Raw genomic sequence first — 18,406 nt, forward strand, 5'->3', positions numbered from 1 at the left:
ATGCCCTTACCGCCATCGCGAACAACAACAAGACGGAGCGCGGTATGGGCATCGCAGACTGGCCGGCCTCGGAACGCCCGCGTGAAAAACTGCTCGAACGCGGCGCCGGCGCGCTATCGGACGCCGAGTTGCTGGCGATCTTTCTACGTGTCGGCGTGACCGGCATGAGCGCGGTCGATCTCGCCCGGCATCTGCTGGCCGAATACGGCAGCCTAGGCGCCTTGCTCGCGGCCGACGAAAAGACGTTCTGTGCGACCCGCGGCCTCGGCGTGGCCAAGTTCGCGCAATTGCAGGCGGTGATGGAAATGGCCAGTCGCCATGCCACTGAAACACTGGCGGACGTGGACGTACTCAGCGCCCCCGAGGCCACGCGCCGCTATCTGGCGCTGAAACTCGCACACGTGCCACACGAGGTCTTCGCCTGCGTATTCCTGAATACACGCAACCACGTCATCGCCTTCGAGGAACTGTTTCGCGGCACCATCGACGGCGCGGCCGTCTACCCGCGCGAAGTGGTCAAGGCGGCCCTGCGCCACAACGCAGCTTCGGTGATTCTCGCCCACAACCACCCTTCCGGCGTGGCTGAGCCGAGCGCGGCCGATCGGGACATCACCCGCCGCCTGGTGGACGCACTGGCGCTGGTCGATATCCGCGTGCTCGATCACATCATCCTCGGCCATCGCCAGACCACATCGCTGGCCGAACGCGGGCTGATCTAGCACAGACCGCGCGGCATGTCGTTGCGTAAAGCCACGCTTTGACAGCATCAGCCAAGGCCACTAGCTTGCGCTGCGCCGAAACTTTTTCCTTCCCCCTCAATCAGTTTCGGACCGATTACAGGAGAAGAACGCATGAATAAGGTCGCGATCGCGGTGAGCGCCACGCTGATTCCCTTTGCAGCCACGGCAGCACCGAACGACCAGCCCGGCGCACCCGGCTATACCTATGTCCAGGGCGACTACATTCCCGACGGCGATGCCGACGGCACCGGCAACGACTACGACGGCTACGGGGTTGAAGGCTCGGTCACCATCACCCGCCACGTCTTCGTGAACGGCAAGTATGACTGGCTCGATGTCGATGGCAGCTCGTTGGAAGCCAACCGCGCGAGCGTCGGCGTGGGCCTCAACGACTTCTTCGACTACGGCGGCGCCGAAGGCACCGGCATCGGCTATTACGGCCAGGTGTCCTACGAGCGACTCGCGCTGGACGGCATCAACGGCGGCGACGAGGCCGATGCCAACGGCTACGGCGCGGACGCCGGCCTGCGCTGGATGGCGACGCCCCGCGTCGAGATCAATCCTCATATCGGCTGGGTCGATTACGGTGATGTCGAGGACGACGTGAATCTCGGCGATGCTGACGGCATACGCTACGGTGTACGCGCCCTGGGGCATGTCACGGATGAGCTCGCGCTCACCGCCTCCTACAGCGCCAGCGAAGTCGAGACCGCGCGGCGCGATATCGGCTTTGACAACGAGTTTCGCGTCGGCGCACGCATGAACTTCTAGGCCCATAACAGGCCAGCCTCTGCGACGATGGTTCGGCCCGAGCCCGGGCCATCGTCTTTTTCGTCCCACAACGGTTGTACCGCGTGGCCTTTGATGGTTAAATACGCGGCTCGCTGACGCGCGGCGCGCGACCAAGAGGTTAGTCATGTCCCAGATCTGTCAGGTGACCGGCAAGCGCCCGGTGACCGGTAACAACGTCTCTCACGCGCACAACAAGACTCGTCGTCGTTTTGTGCCCAATCTTCACTGGCATCGTTTCTGGGTGGAAACCGAGAAGCGCTATGTACGCCTGCGGGTGTCGGCAAAGGGCATGCGCATCATCGATCGCCAAGGCATCGATACCGTACTTGCGAAAATCCGCAAGCAGGAGAAAGCATAATGCGCGAAAAAGTACGCATGGTCTCGACCGCGGACACCGGGTTCTTCTACACCACGTACAAGAACAAGCGGAACACGCCCGATAAGCTCGAGATGAAGAAATACGATCCCAAGGCGCGTAAGCACGTGACCTTCAAGGAAGCCAAGATCAAGTGATCTTCGCTGGATCGGCCTGAGCCGATCTCGATCGCGAGAAAACCGGCCGCGCGCCGGTTTTTTTGTGCCCTCAAGCTATTTCTCCCGACCGCCGATAAATTGTTGAGCGATGCACACAAATGCGTCGCGACAACAGCGGCCTCACCGCTGACTCAATACTCGGGGGGAACCATGAACAGAACAACACTCGGCCTCGCGCTCGCATCACTCCTCTTGCCAACGATCGGGTACACAGCCGATTCCACGACCGATTCGTTGTATTCGTTCGCGCAAGCGACGTACACGAATCAAGACCTTGATACCGACCTAGGCGATGATGACGCCGACGGATTTGGGCTATCAGCCTCTTGGCTATTCCTGCCAAACGCCTACGTATTCGCTCGCGGCGATTTCACGAGCCCGGACAAGGGCGACGACGCGCGGACGTTCTCAATCGGCGCAGGGCATCGGCTACCGATCGCGGATATCCGTAGTGATCTTGACGATGCCGGTCAGATCGACGCCTATGTCGAGGCCAGCTATGAAAATCTGGAGTACGAAAGCTCGTTCGGTCTAAGCGATACGCAGGTCGAAGGGGACTCCGATGGTTTCAGCGCCACCTTGGGAATCCGCTGGTTAACCACTCCGAACACCGAGCTAAACCCGTATATTGGCTATGTGAATTACGGCGAACCGGATATCGAAGTTCGCGGGCCTTTCGGCCGCAGCTCAGGCTCGATCGACGAAACTTTGGATGGCATTCGTTTCGGCGTTCGAGGCGTTCTCGATCTCACGCCGAGAGTTTCGATCGTTGCAGGCTTCGAACGGACTCAACTCGATGTCGATGGTACCGATATCGATATCACGGCATTGCGCGCCGGCTTGCGCTGGTATTTCCCTTCGACCGGGATCACCGTTCGCTAAAGCTCACGGGTCGGCAATCTTATTGCTCCAGCAGTAGATTGCCGGCCTGATCTACGTCTACGGACCAGCCGGCCGCGATCCAGGTCGTGGTCACGCTCTCTCGCACGATGGCCGGGCCTTCGAAGCGCTGGCCAGCACACAGACTATCGCGGTCGTAAACAGGCACATCGTCGCCCAGCCCGTGTACCGCCACGGTTTCCGCCGCTGCGGGCATGCCGTCGCCGGCCTTTATCTCCGGCAGTGCGACATCCGGCACCGGGCCGGCCCGGTGCAAACGCAGATTGACCAGCTCGACGGCCAGGTCAAAGCGATGACCATAGCGGGCCGCATGAGCGGCATGGAACGCTTCCAGCAGATCGTCCGGCGTCTGCCATGGCAGATTGAGCGATGCGCTCTGGCCGGCATAGCGCAGATCGGCGCTAAGCCGCTCTTCGATATCGGCCTCGGCCACGCCCTCTTCGACCAGTTCATCACGCGTGGCATTGCGCAGTGGCGCGAGCCATTCGTCGATCTGACCCGCATCAATATCGGCGAGCGGCTGCAGAACGCTCAGCGAGCGTTCGCGCGAGCGTCGCGCGACCAGCATGCCGAGCGCCGACAGCACGCCGGCAAACACGGGAATCAGCACACGCTTCATGCCCATGCCTTCGGCGAGCGCGCAGGCATGCAATGGCCCGGCGCCGCCGAAACACAGCAGACTGTCGTCGGCCACCGACTCACCGCGCGCAACCGATATCACCCGCAAGGCAGCGGTCATCGCTTCGTCGGCGACCCGCAGGATGCCGGCGGCGGCGTCCTCCACACCTAGATCGAGCGGCTCGGCGATACGCGCGACCGCGGCACGGGCAGCGTCCACGTCGAGGCCCATATGTCCCCCCAACCGGGTCGAGGCCGGTAGCCGGCCCAACACGACGTGCGCATCGGTTACCGTCGGCTGATCGCCACCCTTGCCGTAGCAGGCCGGGCCGGGTTCGGCGCCTGCTGACTGGGGCCCGACCTGCAGCAGCCCGCCGGCGTCCAGCCACGCAATGGAGCCGCCGCCGGCGCCTATGGTGTGCATATCGACCATGGGCACAGCCACGGGATAGTCGGCGATACGCGTCTTGCTGGTCAGGGCAAGTTCGTCGCCCACCAGTGCCACGTCGCTACTGGTGCCGCCCATATCCAGCGTGAGCACCCGTTCGAGCCCCGCCGAGCGCGCCACGAAGCGCGCACCGAGCAGGCCACCGGCCGGCCCGGAAAGCAACAGATTCACCGCGTTATCGGCGGCCTGGTCGACACCAACCGTCCCGGCCGCGCCGTGCATGATCGCAACCCGGTCGAGCGCGGCTTCCAGGCGGCGCAGGTAACCGCCTACCGCCGGGCCCAGCGCGGCGTTGAGCCAGGTGGCGATGCCGCGTTCGTATTCGCCGTATTCAGGCAGCACGCGGCTGCCACGCGCGATGGTCAGATCCGGCAGCGCTTCGCGCAGCGCGTTTTCGATAGCCGCTTCGTCCGCGCCGTCGAGAAACGCGAACAGCAGATTGATGGCCACCGCCTCGACGCCCGACTCGCGCACCTGTTCGACCAGCGAGCCACGCATGGCGTCGTCGAGCGCGACCAGCGGCGCGCCCTGGGCATCGCGGCGGGCATCAATCTCGAAACACAGATCGGCAGGCACCGGCACGGGCGCGGCCTCAGGTTCGAGCGCATAGAGTTCGCGCCGGGCTTGGCGGCCGATAGTGAGCACATCGGCGAAGCCGGTGTTGGCGATATAAGCCGTACGCGCGAGCTTGTTCTCGAGCAGCGCGTTGGTGGCCACGGTCGAACCATGGACGATGCGCCAGTCGGCTGCGGCATCGCCGGCGAAATGGCGCACGCCGTCGATCACCGCGGCATCCGGCGCCTCCGGGGTGGATGCGATCTTGTATACCGCGAGCGCGCCGTTCTGGAGCGCGATCACGTCGGTGAAAGTGCCGCCGGTGTCCACGCCGAGCTCGCCGCCGGCGGTTTCGGTGGCAGAAGGCTTTGTCGATTCGTCGTCGTGCTTTACGGTCATGGCCCTTCAGCGGATGATTCGGCGTGGCCGCCCTGTATAAAGCCGCCTGCCGCGTGTGCCGGAAACGATCATGGAAAGCGATTTGAAGCTGTCGGCGCAAGGCCTGGTCCGCGATTATGCGGGCCGGCGCGCCGTGAACGATATCGACATCCGCCTGGCGGGCGGCGAAGTGCTGGGCCTGCTCGGGCCCAACGGCGCCGGCAAGACCACCACGCTGCGCATGCTTGCCGGCACGCTCGCGCCCAGCGCTGGACGCATTCTGCTCGCCGGTCACGACATGGCCCGTGCACCGCGCCAGGCCAAGCGGCATCTCGGCTACCTGCCCGAGCGCCCGCCCGTGTACGACGAGCTGACCGTCGACGAATATCTCGCTTTCTGCGCCCGGCTGCGCGGCGTCGAGCGCGCGAAGCGAGGGGCAGCGATCGAGCGTGCAAAGGCTGACTGCGGCCTCGAAGACACCGGCAAGCGCCTGATTGGCAATCTTTCCAAGGGTTACCAGCAACGCGTGGGCATCGCCCAGGCCATCGTGCATCGCCCGGATGTGCTCATCCTCGACGAACCCACGGCCGGGCTCGATCCGAACCAGCTGCGCGGTATCCGCGAACTGGTCGGCCGGCTGGCCGAATCGCATAGCGTGATCGTGTCGAGCCATATCCTGTCCGAGATCCAGGCGGTCGCGCATCGCGTCATGATTCTGCACCGTGGCCGCGTGGTGCTTGATGAAGCGCTGGCCGACGCAGACGCCGGCAACGGCGTGATCGATATCGGCCTGCGCGCCGGCCCCGACCGCGCCACGCTCGCCGCGCTCGCGGGCGTGGATGCCGTGGAAGACCTCGGCGACGGGCGCTGGCGCATCACCGCGACACCCGGCCGCGATATCCGCGGATCCCTGGCCGAAACCGCCGTCCACAATGGCTGGCATCTGGTCGAACTGACCGCGCACACGCCGGATCTGGAAAGCCGCTTCGCCGATCTGACTCGCAGCGAACACGACACCGTGGCAGAAACCTCATGAGCCTGACCCTGTCGATCGCCCGCCATGAACTGCGGCGTCTGTTCGTCTCGCCGCTGGCCTGGACGCTGCTGGCGGTGAGTCAGCTTCTCACCGGCATTCTGTTCGCGATGTCGCTGACCGATCTCAGCCTCAATCCGCAGCGTATCGGCGCCTACGACGGCGTTTCGGCGATCGTCGGCGGCGGGCTGTTCCGCTTCGCCACCGTGGTGCTGTTGCTCGTCGTGCCGCTGCTGACCATGCGTGTGTTCGCCGAGGAACGAAAGACCGGGAATATCGAACTGCTGCTGTCGGCACCCGCTTCGCTGACCGCGGTGGTACTCGGCAAGTTCGTCGGCCTAATGGGCTATCTCACCCTGCTGTTCGCGCTGATCGCGATCATGCCGCTATCGCTGGCGTTTGCCACGCCGCTGGATATGGGCCTGCTGGCCTCCGGGCTGATCGGGCTGTGGCTGGTCATGGCGGCCTTCTGTGCTCTCGGCTTGTTCCTGTCCTCACTCACCCGCGAGCCCACGCTCGCGGCCGTGGCAACACTGGGCGCACTGATGCTGCTGTGGCTGTTCTATGCGGTCTCGACCATGGACTGGCAGCCGGTCGTGCTCGGCACGGCTCTGCCGCTGGGCGAAGCGGCACGCGCGCTGTCGCTGATCGGCCACCATGACGCGCTGTTGCGCGGCGTATTCTCCAGTGCCGACCTGCTGTATTTCCTGATCTTCACGCTCTGCTTTCTCGCACTTACGGTCGTGCGTCTCGATATGGACCGCCACTGATGCGCGCCGCCCATCTGCTCACGATGCTGCTGATCGCCGCCGCGGCCCTGCTCGCGGGCATGCTCAGCCAGCGCCTGTCGATCAGCGCGGACTGGACCGCCGGCAACCGCAACTCGCTCACGCAGGCCAGCCAGCGCGTGATCGGCGCGCTCCATGACGGGCCGATCACACTGCGCGCCTATATCTACCCGGGCCCGCAGCGCGCCGATGTGCGCGCCCAGCTGGCCCGCTACACGCGCGCCAGCTCGCGGGTTTCGCTGGAGTTTGTCGACCCGGCCCGGCATCCGCAGGAAGTGCGCGAACTGCGTATTGGCGACGACGGCGCGCTGCAGGTCCGCTACCAGGGCCGCAGCCAGACGGTGACCGATTTCGACGAGAAAAGCGTGACCAATGCTCTGCAGCGGCTGTCGGTCGCGACCGATCAATGGGTCGTGTTTCTCAGCGGCCACGGCGAGCGCGATCCGGGCGACGAGAGCAACGGTGGCTACAGCGATCTCGCCGCAGCACTCGACAGCCAGGGCATGACCACCCGCACGCTCAATATCGCCGATGCCGCCGCGATCCCGGACAACACCGCGCTGCTGGTCATCGCCAGCCCGCAGCGCGCCCTGTTGCCCGGCGAAGTGGAGCTGATCCGCGCCTATCTCGCGCAGGGCGGTGCTTTGCTCTGGGCCGACGACCCGGGCGAGCGCTACGGCCTCGGCGCGCTGGCTGGCGACCTGGGCATTCGCTGGCAGCCGGGCACGCTGATCTATCCCGACTACAAGACGATCGGCACCGGCCACCCCGCGATTGCGGTGGTTGCGAACTATCCAGATACGCCGATCTCCGAAAATCTGACCCGTATCAGCCTGTTTCCCTATGCCGGATCGATCGCTGCGATGAGCCGAGGGAGCGGCTGGCGGGCCGAGACCTTCCTGCGCTCGAACACGCGCAGCTGGCTGGAGACCGGCGATCTGGAACAGGCCAGCCTGAGCTTCGAGCCGGATACGGGTGATCAGCGCGGCCCGCTCGATATGGGCATCGCGCTGTCTCGCACGGTACAGGCGCCCCAGGGCCCGCAGGCCCAGCGTGCAGCCGTCATCGCCGACAGCGATTTCATGAGTAACGGCCATCTGGCCAAGCTCGGCAACCGCCCGCTCGCTTTGGCTCTGTTTCAGTGGCTGGGCTATCGCGATGCACAGATCGCCGTCGACGTAGCCACAGCACCCGATGCCAATCTCGATCTGACAGCGAGCCAGATTCGCGGCGTGTGGTGGGTCTATGTGCTCATTCTGCCGTTCGCTCTGCTCGGCTTCGGACTGATCCGTTGGGCACGCCGACGTCGGCGATGAATCGCAAGCGACTGATATTTATCGCGGCACTGATCGTCGGCGTGATCGCGCTGGGCGCGGCGCTGTGGCTGACGCGCAGCCCGCAGCCCACGCCCGAGCCGCGCGTAAGCAATGTGCCGGTCGAAGCGATCTCGCATATCGATATCAATCTGCGCGATGCCATGGTCGAGCTTGAGCGGCGCGGGGGCGCTGGCGACAACAAGAGCTGGCGAGTCGCCACCCCTGTGGCCGCTCGCGCGGATACCGCCCACGTCAAAGCGCTGCTCGAACTGGCCGAAGCCACAGCCACGCGCCGCTATGCGCGCGATGCGATCGAGGACGACGTGACCGGCTTCGACGATCCGCCGCTGACCCTGCGCTACAACGACGAAGCGCCGATCGCGATCGGCAACCCCGGTCCGCAGGTCGGCACCCGCTATGTGCGTACCGCTCATGCGTTGCTGCTCGTGAAGCTGCGATCGCTGTCCAGCCTGCCCACCAATTGGCGCGGCTGGATCGCGCCGACCCTGCTCGCCCGTGATGCCGATCTGACACGACTCACATTGCCGCGCCTGACGCTCGAGATCAGCGAAACCGGCGGCTGGCGCGTCCTGCCGGAGAGCGCCGACCAGGGCGCGGACTATGCGCAGGCCACGATCAACGCCTGGCGCCGAAGCCGCGCGCTGTCACTCGAGCCGGCCGATCTCGGGCGCGCGCGCACGGCCCGCGTCACGCTGCGTTTCGGCGACGACAGCACCCGACATCTGGACGTGATCGCGCGCGAGCCGGAGCTGATCCTGCGCGATGCCGATCTCGGTATCGACTACCACTTTGCCGACACGCTGGCCGCGCCGCTGCTGGACATGCGGCATCCCGATTCGCTGGGGGCCGGTCGCGAACGCAGCCTGCAGCCTTCGGCGATTCCGCTTAGCGCGCCGGAGGCGGGCAGCGAGTCGGGCGGCGACCGCAGATAAAGAGGATGCGTTGACCGTTTTCGGTTTGGCGCTGTGACGAGGAACGAACGGAACGCCGGAGTCGTAAGCATTGATGCGTTCAGCATGAATTCCAGCGCTTCTAAATCAACTGCTTATGTTGACTTTAGCTTGGGGTTTCGCACTGCTGTGCGAGTGTCTTTTATTTGCTTGTCCAAATAAAAGGCACCAAAACAAAAGACACCCCGTCTTGCGTCGATGCTTCGCATCGGTGCCCTGCGCTGCTCGCCCGGCCGGGCGCAGCCGGAACTCGCCGCGCTACGCACGGCTCAAACATCCGGCTGCTTCATCCCGGCCGCGCTCCGCTGCTCGGCGCTTCGCCAAGGGGCCCGAATACAGACAAGTTCGCTAACCGGACTTTGCGCGTCGGATAACGCCGGAGGCGAATTCGACCGGAACGCAGCCAGTCACTCCAACTTCCACTCTTCAGTCGTTTTGCCGAAAAACGCGAGGCCAGGCCGCCTGTATTACGGCCCCGTTGCACGGCGACGGAGACGCGCAGCGGCGAAGGGTGTCCGGCGCACAGCGCCGGTGCGGCAAGATGTTTGAGCATCGCCAAAGCGATGCGAGTTTTTGCCGCATCCCTTCGCCGCGAGCATCGAAGTGCACCGGCCCAGCCGGCGCTGCGCCCGGGTGTCTTTTCTCTTGGTCACTTCTCTTTGGACAAGCAAAGAGAAGTGACTCGCACTGCAGTGCGAAACAAAAGGTTCGACGAACTCGTGAGTGCCGGAAGACTCGTGCCCGGAAGCCGCGAGCCTTAATCGGCCTTTATAAAGGAAGCCTAAGCGGCCTCTCTAGCCTCCCATGGCAAAATACCCCAATGCCCGAATTGCCCGAAGTCGAAACCACGCGTGCGGGGATCGAGCCGCATGTGCGCGGCCAGACCGTGCGTACCGTGATCGTGCGCCAACCCCAGCTGCGCTGGCCGGTCTCGCCTGATCTCGCGCACGTGCTGCCCGGCCAAATCATCCATACCGTACATCGGCGGGCGAAATATCTGCTTTTCGAAGCCGACACCGGCCATGCCTGCCTGCATCTGGGCATGTCGGGACGACTGCGGATCGTGCCCGCGGATACGCCAGTCGCCCGACACGATCATGTCGATATCGTGCTCGACAACGACTGGACCATGCGCTTCAACGATGCGCGCCGTTTCGGTTCGCTGTTCTGGCTGGACGGCCCGCCGGAACAGTTTTCCCTGCTCGCCCATCTCGGCCCGGAGCCGCTGGGCGACGAGTTCGACGGCGACTGGCTGTATGCGCGCTCGCGCGGAAAAAAGGCGTCGGTAAAAACTTTCATCATGGACAGCGCGACGGTCGTGGGCGTGGGCAATATCTACGCCTGTGAAGCCCTGCATGCGGCGCGTATTCATCCGCGCCGGCCGGCCGGGCGTATCGGGCGCATCCGTTATCGCGCGCTGGCCAAAGCCATTCGCCAGGTATTGGCCGATGCGATCATCGCCGGGGGCACGACGCTGCGCGACTATATCGGCGTCGATGGCGATACGGGCTATTTCCAGCTGCGGTTGGCAGCTTACGGCAAGACCGGCGAGCCCTGCCCGCGCGGCTGCGGACCGATCCGGCGCGAGGTGATCGGCCAGCGCAGCACCTTCTTCTGCCCGGTATGCCAGAAGTGATCGCATGCCGGACTTTCCGCCTGCTCAAGAAATAACCTAGGCTCACTTGATGCGCTATATCGCTCTGATCGCTGTATTCGTCGCGACCGTGGGTTTCGGTTATCTGACCCTCGGCCTGCCGCGCTACTTCGGGCTGTTCTTTCTGATCAGCATCACGTTCCTGGGCATGGGTCTGCACGACCTGCTCCAACGCGAACATGCCCTGCTGCGCAACTACCCGCTGCTGGCGCATTTTCGTTGGCTGATCGAGGCGATCCGGCCCGAGATCCGCCAGTACCTGCTGGAGTCCGATACCGAGGCCACGCCGTTCTCGCGCGAGCATCGTTCGCAGGTCTATCAGCGCGCCAAGAACGTCAACGACGCTGACGCCTTCGGTACCGAGCAGAACGTGTATGCCGAAGGCCACGAGTGGCTCGCTCATTCGATCGCCGCAAAGACCCCGAGCGAAACGCCGCCCCGGGTACGCATCGGCGGCCCCCAGTGCACCCAACCCTATGAGGCGTCGACGCTGAATATTTCAGCCATGAGCTTCGGCTCGCTGTCGGCCAATGCCATCCGCGCGCTGAACTTTGGCGCGGCCAAGGGCGGTTTTGCGCATGACACCGGCGAGGGTTCGGTAAGCCGGCATCACAAGGAGTTCGGCGGCGATCTCATCTGGGAAATCGGCAGCGGCTATTTCGGCTGCCGGGCCGAGGACGGCGGCTTCGACCGCGAGCAGTATGTCCAGGTCGCGAACGACGACCAGATCAAGATGATCGAGCTCAAGCTCAGCCAGGGGGCAAAACCCGGCCACGGCGGCGTCCTGCCCGGCTCGAAGGTCACCCCGGAGATCGCCGAGGCACGCGGTATCCGCGTGGGCCAGACCTGCGTCTCGCCGGCCGCGCACAGCGCCTTTTCCACGCCAGTCGAGATGATGGAATTCATCGCCGATCTGCGTGAGGGTGCGAACGGCAAGCCGGTGGGCTTCAAGCTCTGTGTGGGGCACGGCTGGCAGTTCATGTCCCTTGTGAAGGCCATGCTCAAGACCGGCGTCACGCCCGATTTCATCGTCGTCGATGGTGCCGAAGGCGGCACGGGCGCCGCCCCGCTGGAGCTGGCCGACCATGTCGGCACACCCCTGCGGGAAGGGCTGGTGTGGGTCCACAACACGCTCGTCGGCGCGGGCCTGCGCGAACACATTCGCATCGGTGCCTCGGGCAAGATCACCTCCGGCTTCAAGATGGCCGCCAACATGGCGCTGGGCGCGGACTGGTGCAATTCGGCCCGCGGTTTCATGTTCGCCGTCGGCTGCGTGCAGTCCGAGTCCTGTCATACCGATCGCTGCCCGACCGGTGTGGCAACCCAGAACAAGTGGCGACAGCGCGCCGTCGTGGTGCCAGACAAGGGTGAGCGCGTCTACAACTTCCACAAGCGCACGGTCGCTGCAATGCAGGAAGTGGTCGCGACGGTCGGGCTCGACCATCCCGGACAGCTGCGCCCGGAACATCTGTGTCGGCGCACGACCGATTCCGAGATCCAATCCGCCGACCAGGTGTATCGCTTTCTCGAGACGGGCGAATTGCTCACCGCCACGGGCGACGGCCGCTACGAACAGGCCTGGCGCAAGGCCCAGGCCAAAAGCTTCCTGCCAGCCACCTAGGGCGACGAACGATACGGATACCCCGGCGCGCGGCGCATGCGCTAGGCTCGACATCTATGCTTTCGTCCACGGCACCCGACACGGTGTCAGGAGACTTGTAATGGCCTTGCCCACGTTCAGACGCCCCAGCGCCCCACCCGAGACCACCGAACAGGTACGCGACTACGCAACCCAGTACTCGGAAACGCGCTTCTGGACCAAGATTTCGCGCGTAGCCAAACGCGCGGGTTACGAGCTGCTGGAAAAGGCGCTCTGGCTGCACTACGCCGCCCAGCGGCCCGAAACGCCGCGCTGGGCGCGGGTAACCGCGTATGGCGCCCTCGGCTACTTCATCCTGCCCACGGATGCGATTCCCGACTGGCTGTTCGGCTTCGGCCTGACAGACGATCTCGGCGCGCTGTCGCTGTCGGTGGTCGCGTTGTCGCAATACATCAACGACGACGTGCGACGGCGCACGGCCCGCAAGCTCGACCAGTGGTTCGAGCGCCCGGCTCACAAGCGCCCGCTGCGGCCTGTCGAATAACCAGCCGGAGTCGATCGATCATGGCCATGACGGATTTCAAGGATCGCGTGGTGCTCGTCACCGGCGCTTCCGCCGGTGTCGGCGAGGCCACGGCACGCGCTTTCGCCAAAGCGGGCGCCCGGGTGGTCTTGGCGGCACGCGGCATCGAGCGTCTGCAGCAGGTGGCCGATAGCATCGGCGCTACGGCAATCGCTGCCGACGTATCCGGCACCGAGGGCTGTCGCCGGCTGATGGATCAGGCGATTGCAGTGCACGGCCGGCTCGATGTGCTCATCAACAACGCCGGCAGCCATCACCGCGGGCCGGTCGTCGAGCGCGAGGCCGACCAACTCGCCGAGATGGTCGATACCAACCTGCGCGCGCCGCTGGTGCTCAGCCGGTTGGCACTGGATGCGCTGCGTGCGGACGGCGGCGGCGCGATCGTCAACGTCGCGTCCATCGCTGGGCAGATGCCGCTGGCCGGCAGCGCGGCCTACTCGGCTACCAAGTTCGGCCTGCGTGCATTCACCTACGCGCTGGCTGACGAACTGCGCGAGACAAACGTCACCGTCAGCGCGGTTTCGCCCGGGCCGATCGCCACCGGCTTCATCCTCGACGATATCGACGCGGTCTCGGACATCACCTTTTCGCAGTCGATGAGCACCCCGGAGCAGATCGCCGAACTGGTGCTGGCCTGTGCCGCGGACGGCCGCGTCGAGCGTACCCGTCCGGCGATGGGTCGCGTGATGGCGACCGCCGGTTATCTGGTGCCGGGCCTGTCGCGCGCCCTGCGTCCTCTGCTGGCGGCGAAAGGCCGCCGCGCAAAGGCGCGCTACCGCCACAAGGGGTGAAATCACGGACTTGCGCCACTCGCGGGCGGCGCGCACAGTGAATCGCGTCAACAGCAAGTACAAGGAACAACTATGGGCATTCTCGTTTGGATCATCTTCGGGCTGATCGCCGGCGCGGTCGCGAAGCTGATCATGCCGGGCAAGGATCCGGGCGGCATCATCGTCACGATCGTCATCGGTATTCTCGGTGCAGTGGTCGGCGGCTTCATTGCCACCGCCTTGGGCTTCGGCGGCGTCTCCGGGTTCAATCTCGGCAGCCTTGTCGTGGCCATCCTCGGCGCGATCCTGCTGCTGTGGCTGTATCGCGTGGTCAAGTCGCGCTAGCGACAGGCACCTCCCGAACGAGGGGCCGGCGCATTTCGCATGCGCCGGCCTTTTTTATGCCAACCGATATGAAAATGACGCCGACGATTGTATGTAGCCGAACCGCTTCTCTCGACACGGGCGCACTGTGATCACGTTCTATAGCGTGTTGGCGTTGCTCGCCGCGGCGGGCGTACTGATGCTCGGCGCGAGTGCCAGACGACTGCGTCAGCGGCGGCGCCTTGCGGCCGCACGCGCAGGCACTGGCGGCGGGATGTGCCTGGCGCTGGCCGCGATCGCCGGCGCTATCCTGCTCAACCTGCATACCTATCAACGGCTGAGCTACGAACAGCCGGTGGCCTCTCTGCATTTCGTCGCCGTCGGCGACCAGCATTTCCAGGCTGCGCTGACCACGCCCGACGCCCGCCTGCGGCTGGCCGACATGCGCGGCGACGAGTGGCAACTCGACGCCCGTGTGCTCAAGTGGCAACCACTGGCCAACCTGTTCGGGTTCGATGCCCTGTTTCGGCTCGAACGCCTGAGCGGTCGTTATCGCGATATAGCGGACGAGAACGGCAGTCCGCGCAGCGCAGTCGCACTCGGCGCCGGTGAGCCGGGTTTGAATACATTCTCGCTGGCCCGACGCATGCCGCGCTGGGCCGGGCTGGTCGATGCCGAATACGGCAGTGCCACCTATCTGCCGATGGCCGATGGCGCGGCCTACGACATCACGCTCAGCCAGAGCGGACTCGTCGCCCGCCCCACCAACGACGCGGCACGCGAAGCTATGCGCCGCTGGTAGTCCCGCTCGTCGCGGTCTTCATGCGTGCGTAGGCGCCGCTGACATGCGCCACGAGCGTATCGAAATCCTGCGAGAACAATTCCACACGACAGGTCACGCTACGCCGACCGACGCGCAGCAAATGGGCACGTGCCAGTACGTCGGCCGCCCGCGGGCGCTGCAGAAAATCGATATGGAAATGGCTGGTGACCGCGTATTCGCCGTCCGGCACATGAGCGATGATCGCCGTGTACATGGCGGCATCCGCCAGAGTCATGAGCACCGGGCCCGAGATCGTGTTGCCCAGCCGGGTCATCCCCTCGTCGTAGGGCAGGCAGATATCGGCGTGGCTTTCGCCGACTTCCAGCACCCGGAACTGCGGGCTGCCCGGGGCACCGACGTTACGCCGGATGACGGCCTCGATCTCGTCTGGGTTGAGCAGACTCATGGCTCTCCTTTTTCGTTTTCATATCGATAGTCGATTAGCCGGCCAGCAATCCGGCCACGCCGTCCCATGCCAGCTTGACCGACAGCACGAGCATGACGATACGGATCATGTAGCGGAAGCTGTGCTCCGAAAACAGACCCACCAGACGCCGGCCAATCAGCGTACCGATCAGCGCGGCGATGGCCATCGGCACCAGCAGATCGAGCCGGGCCAGCACATTGAAGCCGTTCATCGAGAACGCGGCCATCTTGAGCAGATGGCCGCAGGCCTGGGCCACCGCCATCGTCGCGATGATCTGTTCCTTGCGCCAATCGTCGCGCAGGAAGAACGGTGCCACCAGAATGCCCGTCGCACCGACCACCGGGCCGACGACGCCGGCGATCGCGCCCGCCACCAGCAGGCCGACACGCCCATGAATCTTCAGGCGCTGCGCCCAGCTGGGCCAGACCGCCATGGCGATGAACACCGCCATGATCAGTCGAATCCAGTCCGGGTTGGCATCGACCACCAGCGGCGCGATGAGAAACGGCCCCGGCACCGCCGTGAGCATGAACAGCCCCAGCGCGCCCCAGCGCACATGCGGGCCATAGACGATGCTGCGCGAGGCGTTGGAGGCCAGCTGCACGCCCGCATGCAGCGGCAAGGCCAGCGCTGGCGGCATGCCGAAGGCGAACATCACCGCAATCAGAATCGCGCCGCCGCCCATGCCGGCCATGCCGGACAACGTCGCCGTGACCAGCGCGGCCGCCACGAGGGCAACGATCAACAGCACGACAGCACGATGTTCGGCATGCGCGGCGCAGGTGGCTTGATGAAATGCAGGCCGTCGATATTGCTCAACGGCCGCGCATCACGCAATACGAATGGCCTGCGCGGCTAACGCTGCCAGCGATGAAAGCGCGTCAGCCACGGGAACACCCATTCCGGCGCGTGCGCCTTCTTCCACTCGCTGGCGGCAAAGCGGTTGGCTTCGGCGAGCGTGGGATAGGGATGGATGGTCGCCAGGATCTTGTTGAGGCCGATACCGTGCTTCATCGCGCTCACGAACTCGATGATCAGCTCGCCGGCGGCATCCCCCACGATCGTCGCACCGAGAATGGTGTCCTTGCCGGGGACGGTGAGCACTTTCACCATCCCGTGCGTCGCGGATTCGGCGATGGCACGATCCAGCTCGGCGAGATCGTAGCGGGTGACCTCGTACTCGATCGACTCGGCGCGCGCGCTGTCCTCATTGTGGCCGACGTGAGCGACCTGCGGATCGGTGAACGTGCACCAGGGGAGCTTCGAGTAGTCGACCGAGAACGTCTTGATCGCACCGAACAACGCATTGACCGTGGCATGCCAGGCCTCGTGCGAGGCCGCATGGGTAAGCTGGTAGCCGCCAATCGCGTCGCCGCATGCATAGACCGTGGGCACGACCGTGCGCAGCTGATCATTCACCTCGATACGGCCGTTCTTGGCGATCCCGAGATCTTCCAGGCCCATACCTTCGGTACGCGCCCGGCGCCCGACCGCGATCAACACCTTGTCGCAGACGATTTCGGTCTCGCCCTGCGCGTTCTTGCAAGTCAGCGCCAGACCATGCTCGCGCTGGGTCGCCGCAATGACCTGGTGGCCGGTGCGCAGTTCCACACCCTCATCGACCAGCAAGTCGGCAAGCTGAGCGCCGATATCGGCATCCTCCACCGACAGTATCCGCTCGGCTTGTTCGACAAGCGTGACCTGGCTGCCCAGACGCGCGAACGCCTGGGCCATCTCACAGCCGATCGGACCGGCGCCCAGCACGGCTAGCCGTTCGGGCAGCTGTTCCAGATCCCAGAGATTGTCGGAGGTGAGATAGTCGACCTCGGCCATGCCGTCGATCGGCGGCACGAACGGCACCGCCCCGGTGGCCAGCACGATCTTGCGTGCAGTCAGGCGCTGGCCGTCGTCGGTTTCGACTGTCCACGGATCGATCAGGCGCGCACTCGACTTGATGCAGTCCACGCCCAGCGACTCGTAGCGCTCGACGGAATCATGGGGCGCAATGGTGGCCACGACCGATTTCACCCGCGCCATCACGTCCGCGAACTCGAATTCGGCGCTGGCCGAACGGATGCCGTAGCGCTCGCTGTTGCGGATTTCATGCATCAGCTTCGCGGTACGGATCAGCGCCTTGGAGGGCACGCAGCCGGTGTTCAGGCAATCGCCACCCATTTCGCCTTTTTCGATCAGGGTGACTTTCGCCTTCACCGTGGCCGCGATCAGCGACGCGACGAGGCCCGCCGAGCCGGCGCCGATCACGATCAGATTGCGATCGAAGGATTTCGGCTTGTCGTAGCCGCGCAGCGCCTTTCGGGTGGCAAAGAAATCCAGCGTCTTTCGCGCGATCAGCGGGAACAGCCCGAGCAGCACGAACGACCCGATCAAGCCCGGTGATAGCACGCCCGACAGCGACTCGACCTGACCCAGTTGAGTGCCCGCGTTCACATAGACCAGCGTGCCCGGCAGCATGCCGAGCTGGCTCACCCAGTAGAAGGTTACGGTGCGGATCGGCGTAAGGCCCATCGCCAGGTTGATCACGAAGAACGGGAATACGGGCACCAGCCGCAAGGCAAACAGATAGAACGGGCCGTCGCGTTCGACGCCACGATTGAGCGCCTTCAGCCGCTGGCCGAAACGCTTCTGCACGCTGTCCCGCAACACGAAGCGCGCCATGAGGAATGCCAGCGTCGCGCCAATGGCAGAAGCGAAAGACACCAGCAGCAGGCCTTGAAGCAATCCGAACAGGGCACCGCCGATCAGCGTCATCACCGCCGCGCCCGGCAAAGAGATGGCCGTGACCGCCACATAGATGGCAAAGAAGCCGATCGCGAACAACAAGCTGTTCGCGGCCGCCAGATCACTCAGCGCACTACGCTGGCTTTCGAAACAGCCCAGGCTGAACAGCTTGCCGCTGCAGTCACCGCCCAGGTACTGCCCCGGGTCGATGATGAAATAGGCCGCGACCAGGCCGATCGCCGCCAGCGCCAGCAGAATACGCATCCAGTTCATGTGTTCGGTCCCCGTTGGATTGCGCGCCAATCAATTGGCCGCGCGTTTACCGTCAGCCTAACGCGTCGGCGCCGCGGCTTCTTAACATTTCTATCTCGAGCGCGCGCGGGCATGACGCGCTTGGCTTCTGCTAGACTCGG

At 64.7% G+C, this 18,406-nt stretch carries 19 protein-coding genes; 15 read left to right on the plus strand and 4 right to left on the minus strand.

Annotation, left to right across the window (positions count from 1 at the left end; all coding sequences use genetic code 11):
- The first annotated feature begins 44 nt into the window (after nt 1-44).
- The 5 genes from radC to SADO_RS04605 all read left to right on the plus strand — a co-directional run bounded on the left by radC (nt 45) and on the right by SADO_RS04605 (nt 2,948).
- Nucleotides 45-719 carry a RadC family protein gene (gene radC / locus SADO_RS04585; protein ID WP_353109594.1) on the plus strand — a complete coding sequence of 225 codons (675 nt, stop codon included), beginning with the start codon at nt 45-47 and terminating at the stop codon, nt 717-719.
- 132 nt (nt 720-851) lie between these two features.
- Complete coding sequence (locus tag SADO_RS04590) at nt 852-1,511, plus strand: hypothetical protein (protein WP_353109596.1); 660 nt, start codon at nt 852-854, stop codon at nt 1,509-1,511.
- Nucleotides 1,512-1,656: 145 nt separating this feature from the next.
- A complete protein-coding gene (gene rpmB / locus SADO_RS04595) occupies nt 1,657-1,890 on the plus strand; it encodes a 50S ribosomal protein L28 (protein ID WP_353109598.1) in 234 nt (77 codons plus the stop codon).
- Nucleotides 1,890-2,045 carry a 50S ribosomal protein L33 gene (rpmG, locus tag SADO_RS04600; RefSeq protein WP_209060564.1) on the plus strand — a complete coding sequence of 52 codons (156 nt, stop codon included), beginning with the start codon at nt 1,890-1,892 and terminating at the stop codon, nt 2,043-2,045. The genes rpmB and rpmG overlap by 1 nt, the downstream gene beginning before the upstream one ends.
- A gap of 171 nt (nt 2,046-2,216) precedes the next feature.
- The gene (locus SADO_RS04605; protein WP_353109600.1) at nt 2,217-2,948 is read left to right on the plus strand and encodes a hypothetical protein; all 732 of its coding nucleotides are present in this window, start codon (nt 2,217-2,219) and stop codon (nt 2,946-2,948) included.
- A 19-nt stretch (nt 2,949-2,967) separates the two neighbouring features.
- Here the strand turns inward: SADO_RS04605 and SADO_RS04610 are convergent, their stop codons facing one another.
- Nucleotides 2,968-4,986 (minus strand): hydantoinase/oxoprolinase family protein, encoded by a 2,019-nt coding sequence (locus SADO_RS04610; protein ID WP_353109602.1) that lies wholly within the window; start codon nt 4,984-4,986, stop codon nt 2,968-2,970.
- Between the two features lie 70 nt (nt 4,987-5,056).
- Between SADO_RS04610 and SADO_RS04615 the strand changes: the two genes are divergently transcribed.
- The 10 genes from SADO_RS04615 (at nt 5,057) to SADO_RS04660 (ending at nt 14,806) form a co-directional block, all read left to right on the plus strand.
- Complete coding sequence (locus SADO_RS04615) at nt 5,057-6,001, plus strand: ABC transporter ATP-binding protein (protein WP_353109604.1); 945 nt, start codon at nt 5,057-5,059, stop codon at nt 5,999-6,001.
- Nucleotides 5,998-6,768, plus strand: coding sequence for an ABC transporter permease (locus tag SADO_RS04620; RefSeq protein WP_353109605.1), 771 nt, complete (start codon nt 5,998-6,000; stop codon nt 6,766-6,768). Before SADO_RS04615 ends, SADO_RS04620 begins: the two co-directional genes overlap by 4 nt.
- Entirely contained in the window at nt 6,768-8,102 is a 1,335-nt protein-coding gene (locus SADO_RS04625) for a GldG family protein (protein ID WP_353109607.1), read from the plus strand. Before SADO_RS04620 ends, SADO_RS04625 begins: the two co-directional genes overlap by 1 nt.
- On the plus strand, nt 8,099-9,055 hold the full coding sequence (locus tag SADO_RS04630) for a DUF4340 domain-containing protein (RefSeq protein WP_353109608.1): 957 nt from the start codon (nt 8,099-8,101) through the stop codon (nt 9,053-9,055). The genes SADO_RS04625 and SADO_RS04630 overlap by 4 nt, the downstream gene beginning before the upstream one ends.
- An 838-nt stretch (nt 9,056-9,893) precedes the next feature.
- The gene (gene mutM / locus SADO_RS04635; protein WP_353109610.1) at nt 9,894-10,709 is read left to right on the plus strand and encodes a bifunctional DNA-formamidopyrimidine glycosylase/DNA-(apurinic or apyrimidinic site) lyase; all 816 of its coding nucleotides are present in this window, start codon (nt 9,894-9,896) and stop codon (nt 10,707-10,709) included.
- A 49-nt stretch (nt 10,710-10,758) separates the two neighbouring features.
- Nucleotides 10,759-12,348 (plus strand): FMN-binding glutamate synthase family protein, encoded by a 1,590-nt coding sequence (locus SADO_RS04640; protein ID WP_353109612.1) that lies wholly within the window; start codon nt 10,759-10,761, stop codon nt 12,346-12,348.
- Between the two features lie 100 nt (nt 12,349-12,448).
- Nucleotides 12,449-12,871, plus strand: a complete 423-nt coding sequence (locus tag SADO_RS04645) for a YkvA family protein (protein ID WP_353109614.1) — start codon at nt 12,449-12,451, stop codon at nt 12,869-12,871.
- Between the two features lie 20 nt (nt 12,872-12,891).
- The gene (locus tag SADO_RS04650; protein ID WP_353109615.1) at nt 12,892-13,701 is read left to right on the plus strand and encodes an SDR family NAD(P)-dependent oxidoreductase; all 810 of its coding nucleotides are present in this window, start codon (nt 12,892-12,894) and stop codon (nt 13,699-13,701) included.
- 72 nt (nt 13,702-13,773) lie between these two features.
- On the plus strand, nt 13,774-14,025 hold the full coding sequence (locus SADO_RS04655) for a GlsB/YeaQ/YmgE family stress response membrane protein (protein ID WP_353109616.1): 252 nt from the start codon (nt 13,774-13,776) through the stop codon (nt 14,023-14,025).
- Nucleotides 14,026-14,152: 127 nt separating this feature from the next.
- On the plus strand, nt 14,153-14,806 hold the full coding sequence (locus SADO_RS04660) for a hypothetical protein (RefSeq protein WP_353109617.1): 654 nt from the start codon (nt 14,153-14,155) through the stop codon (nt 14,804-14,806).
- Here SADO_RS04660 and SADO_RS04665 read toward each other — a convergent pair.
- From SADO_RS04665 to SADO_RS04675, 3 genes are all read right to left on the minus strand, one after another.
- Nucleotides 14,790-15,233, minus strand: coding sequence for a PaaI family thioesterase (locus tag SADO_RS04665; protein ID WP_353109618.1), 444 nt, complete (start codon nt 15,231-15,233; stop codon nt 14,790-14,792). The two genes, SADO_RS04660 and SADO_RS04665, sit on opposite strands and share 17 nt — an antisense overlap.
- Before the next feature lie 34 nt (nt 15,234-15,267).
- Complete coding sequence (locus tag SADO_RS04670) at nt 15,268-16,005, minus strand: sulfite exporter TauE/SafE family protein (RefSeq protein ID WP_353109620.1); 738 nt, start codon at nt 16,003-16,005, stop codon at nt 15,268-15,270.
- Between the two features lie 104 nt (nt 16,006-16,109).
- A complete protein-coding gene (locus tag SADO_RS04675; RefSeq protein WP_353109622.1) occupies nt 16,110-18,266 on the minus strand; it encodes a dihydrolipoyl dehydrogenase family protein in 2,157 nt (718 codons plus the stop codon).
- Between the last annotated feature and the right edge of the window lie 140 nt (nt 18,267-18,406).

Source organism: Salinisphaera dokdonensis CL-ES53 (assembly GCF_040361215.1).
Lineage (GTDB): Bacteria > Pseudomonadota > Gammaproteobacteria > Nevskiales > Salinisphaeraceae > Salinisphaera > Salinisphaera dokdonensis.